Origin of the sequence: Citrobacter sp. RHB35-C17 (assembly GCF_013816795.1) — a bacterium.
GTDB classification, from domain to species: Bacteria; Pseudomonadota; Gammaproteobacteria; order Enterobacterales; family Enterobacteriaceae; genus Citrobacter_A; species Citrobacter_A amalonaticus.
Window position 1 is genome coordinate 950,845 of the sequence record NZ_CP057150.1, and the last position, 12,934, is coordinate 963,778.

At 55.9% G+C, this 12,934-nt stretch carries 9 protein-coding genes; 7 read left to right on the forward strand and 2 right to left on the reverse strand.

Annotated elements, in window-relative coordinates; translation table 11 throughout:
• Positions 1 to 6 precede the first annotated feature (6 nt).
• Positions 7 to 1,902, forward strand: a complete 1,896-nt coding sequence (gene aceF / locus HVZ37_RS04560; RefSeq protein WP_181628145.1) for a pyruvate dehydrogenase complex dihydrolipoyllysine-residue acetyltransferase — start codon at positions 7 to 9, stop codon at positions 1,900 to 1,902.
• 199 nt (positions 1,903 to 2,101) lie between these two features.
• Entirely contained in the window at positions 2,102 to 3,529 is a 1,428-nt protein-coding gene (gene lpdA / locus HVZ37_RS04565) for a dihydrolipoyl dehydrogenase (RefSeq protein WP_042997911.1), read from the forward strand.
• 55 nt (positions 3,530 to 3,584) lie between these two features.
• Here the strand turns inward: lpdA and HVZ37_RS04570 are convergent, their stop codons facing one another.
• Positions 3,585 to 4,376 carry a DUF2950 family protein gene (locus tag HVZ37_RS04570; RefSeq protein WP_181628146.1) on the reverse strand — a complete coding sequence of 264 codons (792 nt, stop codon included), beginning with the start codon at positions 4,374 to 4,376 and terminating at the stop codon, positions 3,585 to 3,587.
• 12 nt (positions 4,377 to 4,388) lie between these two features.
• Positions 4,389 to 6,020 (reverse strand): DUF3300 domain-containing protein, encoded by a 1,632-nt coding sequence (locus HVZ37_RS04575; RefSeq protein WP_181628147.1) that lies wholly within the window; start codon positions 6,018 to 6,020, stop codon positions 4,389 to 4,391.
• Between the two features lie 398 nt (positions 6,021 to 6,418).
• Between HVZ37_RS04575 and acnB the strand changes: the two genes are divergently transcribed.
• The 5 genes from acnB (at position 6,419) to HVZ37_RS04600 (ending at position 12,928) form a co-directional block, all read left to right on the forward strand.
• On the forward strand, positions 6,419 to 9,016 hold the full coding sequence (gene acnB / locus HVZ37_RS04580) for a bifunctional aconitate hydratase 2/2-methylisocitrate dehydratase (RefSeq protein ID WP_042997908.1): 2,598 nt from the start codon (positions 6,419 to 6,421) through the stop codon (positions 9,014 to 9,016).
• Positions 9,017 to 9,190: 174 nt separating this feature from the next.
• The gene (gene yacL / locus HVZ37_RS04585) at positions 9,191 to 9,553 is read left to right on the forward strand and encodes a protein YacL (protein ID WP_054177165.1); all 363 of its coding nucleotides are present in this window, start codon (positions 9,191 to 9,193) and stop codon (positions 9,551 to 9,553) included.
• A gap of 180 nt (positions 9,554 to 9,733) precedes the next feature.
• Complete coding sequence (locus tag HVZ37_RS04590; protein ID WP_042997906.1) at positions 9,734 to 10,687, forward strand: 2-keto-3-deoxygluconate permease 1; 954 nt, start codon at positions 9,734 to 9,736, stop codon at positions 10,685 to 10,687.
• Positions 10,684 to 11,955 carry a D-threonate kinase gene (locus HVZ37_RS04595; RefSeq protein WP_181628148.1) on the forward strand — a complete coding sequence of 424 codons (1,272 nt, stop codon included), beginning with the start codon at positions 10,684 to 10,686 and terminating at the stop codon, positions 11,953 to 11,955. The genes HVZ37_RS04590 and HVZ37_RS04595 overlap by 4 nt, the downstream gene beginning before the upstream one ends.
• Positions 11,945 to 12,928, forward strand: coding sequence for a D-threonate 4-phosphate dehydrogenase (locus HVZ37_RS04600; protein ID WP_080343246.1), 984 nt, complete (start codon positions 11,945 to 11,947; stop codon positions 12,926 to 12,928). The genes HVZ37_RS04595 and HVZ37_RS04600 overlap by 11 nt, the downstream gene beginning before the upstream one ends.
• Positions 12,929 to 12,934: the final 6 nt, after the last annotated feature.

Here is a 12,934-nt window from a genome sequence, read left to right on the forward strand (position 1 = left end):
AGAATAATGGCTATCGAAATCAAAGTACCGGACATCGGGGCAGATGAAGTTGAAATCACCGAGATCCTGGTCAAAGTAGGCGACAAGGTAGAAGCCGAACAGTCGCTGATCACCGTAGAAGGCGATAAAGCCTCTATGGAAGTCCCGTCTCCTCAGGCTGGCATCGTTAAAGAGATTAAAGTCTCTGTTGGTGACAAAACCGAGACTGGCAAATTGATCATGATTTTCGATTCCGCTGACGGTGCAGCAGCCGCTGCACCTGCTCCGGCAGAAGAGAAGAAAGAAGCCGCTCCGGCAGCAGCACCTGCAGCTGCAGCAGCGAAAGACGTCCATGTACCCGACATCGGCGGTGACGAAGTTGAAGTGACTGAGATCATGGTCAAAGTGGGCGATACCGTTGCCGCTGAACAGTCCCTGATCACCGTAGAAGGCGACAAAGCCTCTATGGAAGTGCCGGCGCCGTTCGCCGGTACCGTGAAAGAGATCAAAATCAACACCGGCGACAAAGTGTCTACCGGCTCCCTGATCATGGTCTTCGAAGTGGCGGGTGCTGCACCTGCTGCCGCGCCTGCACAGGCCGCTGCTCCGGCCCCGGCTGCTGCACCAGCAGCCACTGGCGCGAAAGACGTTAACGTACCGGATATCGGCGGTGACGAAGTTGAAGTGACCGAAGTGATGGTGAAAGTGGGCGATAAAGTGGCCGCTGAGCAATCACTGATCACCGTTGAAGGCGACAAAGCTTCTATGGAAGTGCCGGCGCCGTTCGCGGGTACCGTTAAAGAAATCAAGATCAGCACCGGCGATAAAGTGAAAACCGGCTCTCTGATTATGGTCTTCGAAGTGGAAGGCGCAGCACCTGCTGCTGCCGCGCCACAGCAGGCTGCCGCACCGGCTCCAGCCGCTGCATCTGCACCTGCGCCAGCTGCCGCTGCTCCGGCCGCAAAAGCCGAAGGCAAATCTGAGTTTGCTGAGAACGATGCTTACGTTCATGCGACCCCACTGATTCGCCGTCTGGCGCGCGAGTTCGGCGTGAACCTGGCGAAAGTGAAGGGCACAGGCCGTAAAGGTCGCATCCTGCGCGAAGACGTTCAGACTTACGTGAAAGACGCTATCAAGCGTGCGGAAGCCGCTCCGGCAGCCGCCGCAGGTGGCGGTATCCCGGGCATGCTGCCATGGCCGAAAGTCGACTTCAGCAAGTTTGGTGAAATCGAAGAAGTGGAACTGGGCCGCATCCAGAAAATCTCTGGTGCTAACCTGAGCCGTAACTGGGTGATGATCCCGCACGTTACCCACTTCGACAAAACCGATATCACCGACCTGGAAGCGTTCCGTAAACAGCAGAACGCTGAGGCTGAGAAGCGCAAACTGGACGTGAAATTCACCCCAGTGGTCTTCATCATGAAAGCGGTTGCTGCGGCTCTGGAACAGATGCCACGCTTCAACAGCTCCTTGTCCGAAGACGGCCAGCGCCTGACGCTGAAGAAATACATCAACATCGGTGTGGCGGTAGATACCCCGAATGGCCTGGTGGTTCCGGTCTTTAAAGACGTGAACAAGAAGAGCGTGACCGAGCTGTCTCGTGAACTGACGGCTATCTCTAAGAAAGCGCGTGACGGTAAGCTGACGGCTGGCGAAATGCAGGGCGGTTGCTTCACCATCTCCAGCATCGGCGGCCTGGGTACGACCCACTTTGCACCGATTGTGAACGCGCCTGAAGTCGCGATCCTGGGTGTCTCCAAGTCCGCGATGGAGCCAGTGTGGAATGGTAAAGAGTTCGTACCGCGTCTGATGATGCCGATCTCTCTGTCCTTCGACCACCGCGTGATTGACGGTGCTGATGGTGCGCGTTTCATTACCATCATTAACAATATGCTGTCTGACATTCGCCGCCTGGTGATGTAAGCAAAAAAGCCGGCCCGACGGCCGGCTTTTTTCTGGTAATCTCATGATGGTTTTGGGGTTATTAGTGCTAAAGATAAATCGTTGCCGTTTTGTTGTTTCAAAATTGTTAACAATTTTGTAAAATACGGACGGATAGAACGACCCGGTGGACGATGGGCGACAAGACCAGGGATCGCCGGAAATAAATTAAGAGGTCATGATGAGTACTGAAATCAAAACTCAGGTCGTGGTACTTGGGGCAGGCCCCGCAGGTTACTCTGCAGCCTTCCGTTGCGCTGATTTAGGTCTGGAAACCGTAATCGTTGAACGTTACAGCACCCTCGGTGGTGTTTGTCTGAACGTCGGCTGTATCCCTTCTAAAGCACTGCTGCACGTAGCCAAAGTTATCGAAGAGGCCAAAGCGCTGGCAGAACACGGTATCGTCTTCGGCGAGCCGAAAACCGATATCGACAAGATTCGTACCTGGAAAGAAAAAGTAATCACTCAGCTGACCGGCGGTCTGGCTGGCATGGCGAAAGGCCGTAAAGTGAAAGTGGTTACCGGTCTGGGTAAATTCACCGGGGCGAACACCCTGGAAGTGGAAGGTGAGAACGGTAAAACCGTGATCAACTTCGACAACGCGATCATCGCGGCGGGTTCCCGTCCGATCCAGTTGCCGTTCATTCCTCATGAAGATCCGCGCGTGTGGGATTCCACCGACGCCCTGGAACTGAAATCCGTACCGAAGCGTCTGCTGGTCATGGGTGGCGGTATCATCGGTCTGGAAATGGGTACTGTGTACCACGCGCTGGGTTCAGAGATTGACGTGGTTGAAATGTTCGACCAGGTTATCCCGGCGGCGGACAAAGATATCGTTAAAGTCTTCACCAAACGCATCAGCAAGAAATTCAACCTGATGCTGGAAACCAAAGTGACTGCCGTTGAAGCGAAAGAAGACGGTATTTACGTTTCCATGGAAGGCAAAAAAGCCCCTGCTGAAGCGCAGCGTTATGACGCCGTGCTGGTGGCAATCGGTCGTGTGCCGAACGGTAAAAACCTCGACGCTGGCAAAGCAGGCGTGGAAGTGGACGATCGTGGCTTCATCCGCGTTGACAAACAGCTGCGCACCAACGTGCCGCACATCTTTGCTATCGGCGATATCGTCGGTCAGCCGATGCTGGCGCACAAAGGGGTTCACGAAGGTCACGTTGCCGCTGAAGTTATCGCCGGCATGAAGCATTACTTCGATCCGAAAGTGATCCCATCCATTGCCTACACTGAACCAGAAGTGGCATGGGTAGGTCTGACCGAGAAAGAAGCGAAAGAGAAAGGCATCAGCTACGAAACCGCCACCTTCCCGTGGGCTGCTTCTGGCCGTGCTATCGCTTCCGACTGCGCAGACGGTATGACTAAACTGATTTTCGACAAAGAAACTCACCGCGTCATCGGTGGTGCGATTGTCGGTACCAACGGCGGCGAGCTGCTGGGTGAGATCGGTCTGGCAATCGAAATGGGCTGTGACGCTGAAGACATCGCGCTGACCATCCACGCGCACCCGACTCTGCACGAGTCCGTGGGCCTGGCGGCAGAAGTGTTCGAAGGTAGCATCACTGACCTGCCGAACGCAAAAGCGAAGAAGAAGAAATAATCTTCAGCCTTCCGGTAACGAAAAAGCGGCGTAAATGCCGCTTTTTTTATGCCTGCTACTCCACCGGCTTCCACGGCTCGTGTGGCGTAAATTTCTCTATGGCGATGGCTTTTAGCCCGCTATCTTCCCCTAAATTCGTCTGATACACCCGGTCGTCCTGACTTACCATGAAGCTCATCACACCCGTTTCGCCCCAGGTCACCGGCCAGGCAAGCAGCGCAAATCCTTTCGCGTTATCGCTGGCAATAATGCGGAAATAATAGCCGTGATACCCTTCGCCAGGTGACTCAGGACTGAAAGCCGGCCCTAAGGGACTGGGCGTTTCACCTGGTTTTACCGGCCAGTAGAGACCGTCCTGTTGACCTGCATGGCTGATAATTCGGCTGGCAAATGCTTGTTTGCGCTGCCAGTAGTCATACTGGGCGTCGACATAGGCACGCATGGCCTGTATCGCCGAGAGTTCATTGCGGCCAATCGTGCGCGTGAGGATCTCATCCTGCGCGGCAGACATATCAAAATGCCAGCCTTTACTCGCCTTCACGATGGGGATGGGCAACTGCCAGTTCTCCTGGCCGACGTTCAGGTGAGCGACGTTACCTTGTTGCACAATCTGGTGGCTGACTTTCCAGTCGCGGTTAAAGCGCGCAATGGCTTCGGGGTCCGCGCCTTCAGGGGGCAAAAACTGTCGCCAGTTATCGCCTAACAGGGTGGTCAGTTGCGCATCGTTATTGTCGGCAATTACACGGGCAAAAGAGCTGGCGGCCTCGTCTGGCGTGGCGAACATCTGCTGGGCGTAGCTCATTAACGGCAGCGAGAGCAGCAGGGTGCTTAACAGTACTTTTTTCATTATCGGCTCCCGTTAACGATGGCGAAATTCATGGTGTTCAGATGCGCGTTCGCGCATGTGGGCTCGTTGCTCATTACTGATGTTACTCAGACGGCGGCTTTCCTGACCGCGCTGCTGCTGCGATTGCCAGTTCGGCGAACGGCTGTCGTTACCGCTAAATACATTCGCATGGTTTTGCTGAAACGCCTGACGCTGCTGTGGCGAGGAGGATTCGACGCGCTGACGTACCGTCTCCCGCTGCGGTTGTGAAATCGGGCGTTGCTGCGCTTTGGCCCTGAGATCGTCACGATGCAGTTGTTGCGCTGTCGTAGTCGATTGTTTCAAGGTCTGTTGCGCGTTCTGACGACGCGCGCTGTTGCTGTTGTCGTCATAGCCGCGATAATTATTGCGTTGGGCAACCTGATTCAACTGTTGAGCGGCCGCTTTGCGCTGGGCATCACGCGTTGTGGCTGTCGGTTGCTGAGCCAGCGCTTTAGACGCATCCGGATGACGCTGTTGCAGTTGTGCCATCGCTGCCTGACGCTGGCTGTCGCGGGATGCCGTCGCAGCAGGCTGCTGTGTAGCACTGAGACCGCCGCTGACGTCGGTCGGGTGGAAACGCGGGGCGGTCGTGCCATTCTGATACGGTACGCCGCCGCGCCAGGCCGGGTTGTGCTGCCAGGTTATGTTCTGTGTTTTCAGATTCTGTCCGGAGATGCGGTTGAAGTTATCGACGTTGATATTGATGTTATCGCCATTGTGTTGATAACCGTGACCGTCGTGATGATCGTCATCATGATGGTGATCGTCATCCCAGTCGATATTGCTGAACAGCGCATAGGTGGTGGCGACGCCCAGGTTGTAGCCGAACCCTTTCACAAAACTGCCAGCGAACTGCTCGCCTGGCGTAGGCGGGAGATACACCGGCGGGTATGCGGTGTTGGGCCAGGTGCCATAAACCGTAGCGGGATTATAGCTGGGGATGTACACCACCTGCGGATCTGCAGGTTCAATTTTAATTACCGTGGAGGCTGGGGCGGCGGAAACGGCGCTGGATTTTGTTGCGGAGGAGGTGGTTGAGGGGGCTGCCGCGACGCTCTTTTTCGGCGTGCTGGTCACCGTCTGCTGCGGCGTAGATTTCAGCGAACCGGTTTGCTGGGCCAGCAAACGCAGGCGTTGCACGGAGTCCATCACATCCTGCGGTTGCGCCAGAAACGCATCGCCGAGGTTTTGCACCCACTCCGTGTTTTCCCCCATCAGCGTCATGAGTTGCGGAAAGGCGACCAGCGACTTCACGCTGGGATCCCACGGCTGGTTTGCGACAGCCTGAATGGCGGCATCGCCTTGCCGTGTCGGATTATCGCGCGACCATTGTGCTGCCTGGACGACGTTAGCCGGATAGGTCGAGGCCATCAGAACCTGCGAAAGCAGCGGGTCCGGATAGAGGGCGATCGGCGCGACCCATTGATCGATTTGCGCCGTGGTAAAGCTCACTTTCGCAACGGGAGTCGCTTCGGCTGGCGCGAGCGGTTGCGCAGCAATGGGGGGCGTGGGCAGCGTAGGGGCTTCCGGTGTGCGGCTTTTGACATACAGCACGCCTGAAGCAGCAAGTAGTCCGGCGCTACAGATCAACGCAAGCACGTGGGGTTTAAAGGGCAACGTCATATTCTTACTCCCGATTTCCTGGAAATCGCAATGGTCGAAGTGCTGCCACCCGCAGGTGCAGTGTTGCGTGAGTATAAAGAGACGATAGTTTAATTTTTGACTAATCTTGGGATCGGTACAGTAGAGTGATTATAAGAATGCGAAATAGTGTGACGATTCGTAACAGCGATAAATTTCCCGCTTCTGAAATCGAAAAGGGCATTAGACCATCCTTAACGATTCAGCCACTTTTTTATGTTGCTTTTTTGTAAACAGATTAACACCTCACTAAAATCCTGTTATTCTGCCCATTGCGGTACCGGGCATTTACCCTACTAACTGCTGTCTCACAGGAGCGTGAAGAGAATCGCCCATCGATAAAGCGCCGCACTATGACAATGAGAGCGAGGAGAACCGTCGTGCTAGAAGAATACCGTAAGCACGTAGCAGAACGTGCCGCCGAGGGGATTGTGCCCAAACCCTTAGATGCAACCCAAATGGCCGCGCTCGTCGAGCTGCTGAAAGCACCGCCTGCGGGCGAAGAAGAATTCCTGTTAGACCTGTTGATCAACCGTGTTCCCCCGGGCGTCGATGAAGCCGCCTATGTCAAAGCCAGTTTCCTCGCTGCCGTCGCGAAAGGCGAAACGACTTCCCCACTGATTACGCCTGAAAAAGCGATTGAACTGCTCGGCACCATGCAGGGTGGTTACAACATTCATCCGCTGATTGACGCTCTGGACGATGCAAAACTGGCGCCGATTGCCGCCAAAGCGCTCTCCCATACGCTGCTGATGTTCGATAACTTCTATGACGTAGAAGAAAAAGCCAAAGCAGGGAACGAATATGCGAAGCAGGTGATGCAGTCCTGGGCGGAGGCCGAATGGTTCCTGAGCCGTCCGCCGCTGGCTGAAAAAATGACCGTCACCGTTTTCAAAGTCACCGGTGAAACCAATACCGATGACCTGTCTCCTGCACCTGATGCGTGGTCTCGTCCGGATATCCCGCTGCACGCGTTAGCGATGCTGAAAAACGCCCGTGAAGGCATTGAGCCGGATCAGCCGGGTGTCGTTGGCCCAATCAAACAGATCGAAGCCCTGGCGAGTAAAGGTTACCCGCTGGCTTACGTCGGTGACGTCGTCGGGACCGGTTCTTCACGTAAATCCGCCACCAACTCCGTGCTGTGGTTCATGGGCGACGACATTCCGCACGTGCCGAACAAGCGCGGCGGCGGTCTGTGCCTCGGCGGTAAAATCGCCCCTATCTTCTTCAACACCATGGAAGATGCAGGCGCACTGCCGATCGAAGTGGATGTGTCAAACCTGAACATGGGTGATGTGATTGACGTTTACCCGTTCAAAGGTGAAGTACGTAACCATGAAACCGGCGAACTGCTGGCAAGCTTTGAACTGAAAACTGACGTGCTGATTGATGAAGTGCGTGCCGGTGGCCGTATCCCACTGATCATCGGTCGCGGTCTGACCACCAAAGCGCGTGAAGCGCTGGGTCTGCCGCACTCAGACGTTTTCCGTCAGGCGAAAGATGTGGCGGAAAGCAGCCGTGGTTACTCGCTGGCGCAGAAAATGGTGGGTCGTGCGTGCGGCGTAGCCGGTATCCGTCCGGGTGCGTACTGCGAGCCGAAGATGACCTCCGTGGGTTCTCAGGATACCACTGGCCCGATGACCCGTGACGAACTGAAGGACCTGGCGTGCCTGGGCTTCTCTGCGGACCTGGTGATGCAGTCTTTCTGTCACACCGCCGCCTATCCGAAGCCGGTTGACGTCACCACGCACCACACGCTGCCTGACTTTATTATGAACCGCGGCGGTGTTTCGCTGCGTCCGGGTGATGGCGTGATCCACTCCTGGCTGAACCGTATGCTGTTGCCGGATACCGTCGGTACGGGTGGTGACTCCCATACCCGTTTCCCGATTGGTATCTCCTTCCCGGCGGGCTCGGGCCTGGTGGCGTTTGCTGCGGCGACCGGCGTGATGCCGCTGGATATGCCGGAATCGGTGCTGGTGCGCTTCAAAGGCAAAATGCAGCCGGGTATTACCCTGCGCGATCTGGTACATGCCATTCCTCTGTATGCGATCAAACAGGGTCTGCTGACCGTTGAGAAAAAAGGCAAGAAGAACATCTTCTCTGGCCGTATTCTCGAAATCGAAGGTCTGCCGGATCTGAAAGTCGAGCAGGCGTTTGAGCTGACCGATGCATCCGCCGAGCGTTCTGCGGCAGGTTGCACCATCAAGCTGAACAAAGAGCCGATCGTGGAATACCTGACCTCCAACATCGTTCTGCTGAAGTGGATGATCGCAGAAGGCTACGGCGACCGTCGTACGCTGGAACGTCGTATTCAGGGGATGGAAAAATGGCTGGCCGATCCGCAACTGCTGGAAGCCGATGCTGACGCAGAGTACGCGGCGGTGATCGACATCGATCTGGCGGATATCAAAGAGCCTATCCTTTGTGCACCGAACGATCCGGACGATGCGCGTCTGCTCTCTGATGTTCAGGGCGATAAAATCGACGAAGTGTTCATTGGTTCCTGCATGACCAACATTGGTCACTTCCGTGCGGCCGGCAAGCTGCTGGATGCGCACAAAGGCCAGTTGCCGACGCGTCTGTGGGTGGCGCCGCCAACCCGTATGGATGCGGCACAGCTGACCGAAGAGGGCTACTACAGCGTCTTTGGTAAGAGCGGTGCGCGTATTGAAATCCCGGGCTGTTCACTGTGCATGGGTAACCAGGCGCGTGTCGCAGACGGCGCGACGGTGGTATCGACTTCTACGCGTAACTTCCCGAACCGTTTAGGTACCGGTGCGAACGTCTACCTGGCGTCTGCGGAGCTGGCGGCGGTTGCGGCACTGATCGGTAAATTGCCGACGCCGGAAGAGTACCAGACCTATGTGGCGCAGGTGGATAAAACCGCTGTAGACACCTACCGCTATCTGAACTTTGACCAGCTCTCTCAATACACTGAGAAAGCGGACGGTGTGATTTTCCAGACCGCCGTGTAATGCGCTAACGCCTTTCGCGTAAAAACGCATCAATGCCCGGTGAAGCGTGCTTCTCCGGGCATTTTTATTTCCATTCCTTATACGCGATCCGCTTTTTTTCTGCGTCCAGGCTGCGATAATTAAGACAAGGCGCAATGCGGTAATGGCGCATTGCCGGGAGCAGAGGACTACATTATGGATTACGAATTTCTGCGCGATGTTACCGGTCGGGTTTTAGTGCGCATGTCCATGGGTCACGAAGTGGTCGGGCACTGGTTTAATGAAGAAGTGAAAGAAAACCTGGCCCTGCTGGACGAAGTGGAACAGGCGGCTAACGCGGTGAAAGGCAGCGAACGTTCCTGGCAACGGGCGGGGCATGAATATACGCTCTGGATGGACGGCGAAGAGGTGATGATCCGCGCCAACCAGCTGGAGTTTACCGGCGACGAAATGGAAGAAGGGATGAATTACTACGATGAAGAAAGCCTGTCGCTGTGCGGCGTCGAGGATTTCCTGCAGGTGGTAAACGCCTATCGGGAATTTCTGCGTCAATCCTGAATAATTTCAATCATCAGTTGAGCCGGGCGTCTGCGTCCGGCTTTTTTTTACCGAAAAATGATTGTTTGATTTTTATTAATCATTTTAAAACTGTGATCTGATCCATTTGTGATCTAAAATTGATTAAATATAATCGTTGTGATTTTATTTAATCACAACACAACAACAGGCGGGAAGACCATGAACATCAAGAAGGCAATAGAACGCGTACCCGGCGGCATGATGGTCGTGCCATTGGTTATCGGTGCCATTATCAATACCTTTGCCCCGCAGGCGCTGGAGATCGGCGGATTTACTACCGCGCTGTTTAAAAACGGCGCCGCGCCGCTAATCGGTGCATTCCTGTTGTGCATGGGCGCAGGGATCAGCGTGAAGGCGGCACCTCAGGCTTTATTGCAGGGCGGTACGATTACCCTGACCAAACTGCTGATCGCCATTGCGCTCGGTCTTGGCGTTGAGCACCTGTTCGGGACTGAAGGGATCTTTGGCTTAAGCGGACTGGCGATTATTGCTGCCATGAGTAACTCGAATGGGGGCCTGTACGCGGCATTAGTCGGCGAGTTCGGTAACGAGCGTGACGTCGGCGCAATCTCTATTCTGTCTCTTAATGACGGTCCATTCTTTACCATGATCGCGCTGGGTGCTGCGGGAATGGCCAACATTCCGATCATGGCACTGGTGGCGGTCCTGGTCCCGCTGGTGGTTGGCATGATCCTCGGTAACCTCGATCACAACATGCGTGACTTCCTGACCAAAGGCGGACCGCTGTTGATCCCGTTCTTCGCCTTTGCGCTGGGGGCTGGCATCAACCTCGAAATGCTATTGCAGGGCGGTCTGGCGGGCATCCTGCTGGGGGTGTTAACCACGTTCGTCGGCGGCTTCTTTAACATCCGCGCAGACCGTCTGGTGGGCGGTACCGGGATTGCCGGAGCGGCGGCCTCCAGTACTGCCGGTAATGCCGTTGCAACGCCGCTGGCGATAGCCCAGGCTGACCCTTCGCTGGCGGAAGTCGCTGCTGCTGCCGCGCCATTGATTGCCGCCTCCGTGATCACCACCGCGATCCTGACGCCGATCCTGACCTCGTGGGTTGCCAAAAAACAGGCTCGTCAGGTTACTCAGGAGAATAAAGCATGAAAATGATCGTCATTGCCGATGATTTTACGGGCTCTAACGATACCGGCGTGCAACTGGCGAAAAAAGGCGCACGCACAGAGGTAATGCTCACCCCGACGCAGAAGCCTTCCCGTCGTGCTGATGTGCTGGTGATCAACACAGAGAGCCGGGCAATCCCGTCGGCGCAAGCCGCGCAGGCGGTACAACAAGCGTTAGCCCCCTGGTGTGAAGGGGAAACCGCGCCGCTGGTGTATAAAAAAATTGATTCTACGTTTCGTGGCAACGTCGGCGCCGAGGTGACGGAGGCGATGCGCGCCGCTAACCGGACGCTGGCCGTGATTGCGGCGGCGATCCCCGCCGCAGGGCGCACAACACGCGATGGACTGTGCCTGGTCAACGGAACGCCATTACTGGAGACCGAATTTGCCAGCGATCCCAAAACGCCGATTATCTCTTCGCGCATTGCGGAACTGGTCTCGTTGCAAAGTGACATTCCGGTGCATGAAGTGTCGCTCGACGATGTCCGTCGCGGACGACTGAGCGCGCTGTTAGCCGCTTTCGCTGCTGAAGGCGAGTGCATGGTGGTGGTGGATGCCGTTGAGGACCGTGATTTGTCGCTGATTGCGCATGCTATCTGTGAGCAGGAGACGCTGCCGTTACTGGTCGGCGCGGCTGGTCTCGCCAATGCCCTGCCGGTCCGCCTGTTTATGCAGGAAAAGCAAGCGTTGCCGGTGCTGGTCGTCGCGGGTTCGATGAGTGAAGCCACGCGACGTCAGGTAGACAAGGCGCTGTGTCAGGACCGGGCAAAGGTTGTCGAGATCGATGCCTCACGACTGGCCTCTGCCGGCTTCGAACAGGAAATCGCGTCGGTGGTGGAGCAGGCCTGCGCGTTACTGAGCCGTCACCACCATACGATTTTACGTACCAGTCGTAGTGCGGACGACCGACAGATGATCGACACGCTGTGTGCCAGCGTCGGGATGAGCCGTCAGGCGCTTGGCGAACGGTTAAGCCAGCGTCTTGGAATCATCACGTTACGCATTATTGAGCAGGCGCGTATTGGCGGCCTGTTCCTGACCGGAGGGGATATTGCGACCGCCGTTGCCAGTGCGCTGGGGGCGGAAGGCTATCGCATTCAGAGCGAGGTAGCGCCGTGCATTCCGTGCGGAACGTTCGTGAACAGCGAGATTGACGATCTGCCGGTGATCACCAAAGCAGGAGGATTCGGCTCCGACAGTACCCTTTGTGATGCGCTTTATTTTATTGAGGAGATGTACAGTGGTAACTAAAACCGTCGCGATTACGATGGGCGATCCTGCGGGGATCGGCCCGGAAATTATTGTTAAAGCGCTCAGTGAAGATGAACTTAACGGCGCGCCGCTGGTGGTAGTGGGATGCCTGCAAACCCTGAAGCGGTTACAGGCCAACGGTCTGGCGGAGGGCGTGACGTTTCGCGCCATTACGCAGGTGGCGGACGCCCGCTTCGTGCCTGGTGTGATTCATGTGATTGATGAACCGCTGGCGGACCCGGACGCACTGGAGCCGGGTAAAGTGCAGGCTCAGGCAGGCGATCTGGCTTATCGCTGCGTAAAACGGGCAACGGAACTGGCGATGAAAGGCGACGTTCATGCTATCGCCACTGCGCCGTTGAACAAAGAAGCCCTGCATCTTGGCGGGCACCATTTCCCCGGACACACCGAGCTGCTGGCGACGCTGACGGAAAGTCGCGACTACGCGATGGTGCTTTATACCGATAAGCTGAAAGTCATTCACGTTTCCACCCATATCGCCCTGCGTAAGTTCCTAGATACCCTGAACGGTCAGCGCGTGGAGACTGTTATTAGTATCGCCGATACCTTCCTGAAGCGTGTGGGTTATGCGCAGCCGCGTATAGCCGTGGCGGGGGTGAATCCACATGCTGGTGAGAACGGGCTGTTCGGCGATGAGGAGATTCGCATCGTCGGTCCGGCGATTGAGAACATGAAGGCAAAGGGGATGGATGTTTACGGCCCATGCCCGCCGGACACTGTATTTTTGCAGGCGTATGAAGGTCACTATGACATGGTGGTGGCGATGTACCACGATCAGGGCCATATCCCGCTGAAGCTGCTGGGGTTCTATGACGGCGTCAACATCACTGCCGGTTTGCCGTTTATTCGCACCTCTGCCGATCACGGGACGGCATTTGATATCGCCTGGACGGGAAAAGCAAAATCTGAGAGCATGGCCGTATCGATTAAACTGGCAATGCAACTGGCATAATTTCCT

What these genes read in the sequence shown, in the direction of transcription:
- aceF (WP_181628145.1), top strand. Translation starts at nt 7, where the DNA reads ATGGCTATCGAAATCAAAGTACCGGACATCGGGGCAGATGAAGTTGAA.
- lpdA (WP_042997911.1), top strand. Translation starts at nt 2,102, where the DNA reads ATGAGTACTGAAATCAAAACTCAGGTCGTGGTACTTGGGGCAGGCCCC.
- HVZ37_RS04570 (WP_181628146.1), bottom strand. Translation starts at nt 4,376, where the DNA reads ATGAAAAAAGTACTGTTAAGCACCCTGCTGCTCTCGCTGCCGTTAATG.
- HVZ37_RS04575 (WP_181628147.1), bottom strand. Translation starts at nt 6,020, where the DNA reads ATGACGTTGCCCTTTAAACCCCACGTGCTTGCGTTGATCTGTAGCGCC.
- yacL (WP_054177165.1), top strand. Translation starts at nt 9,191, where the DNA reads ATGGATTACGAATTTCTGCGCGATGTTACCGGTCGGGTTTTAGTGCGC.
- HVZ37_RS04590 (WP_042997906.1), top strand. Translation starts at nt 9,734, where the DNA reads ATGAACATCAAGAAGGCAATAGAACGCGTACCCGGCGGCATGATGGTC.
- HVZ37_RS04595 (WP_181628148.1), top strand. Translation starts at nt 10,684, where the DNA reads ATGAAAATGATCGTCATTGCCGATGATTTTACGGGCTCTAACGATACC.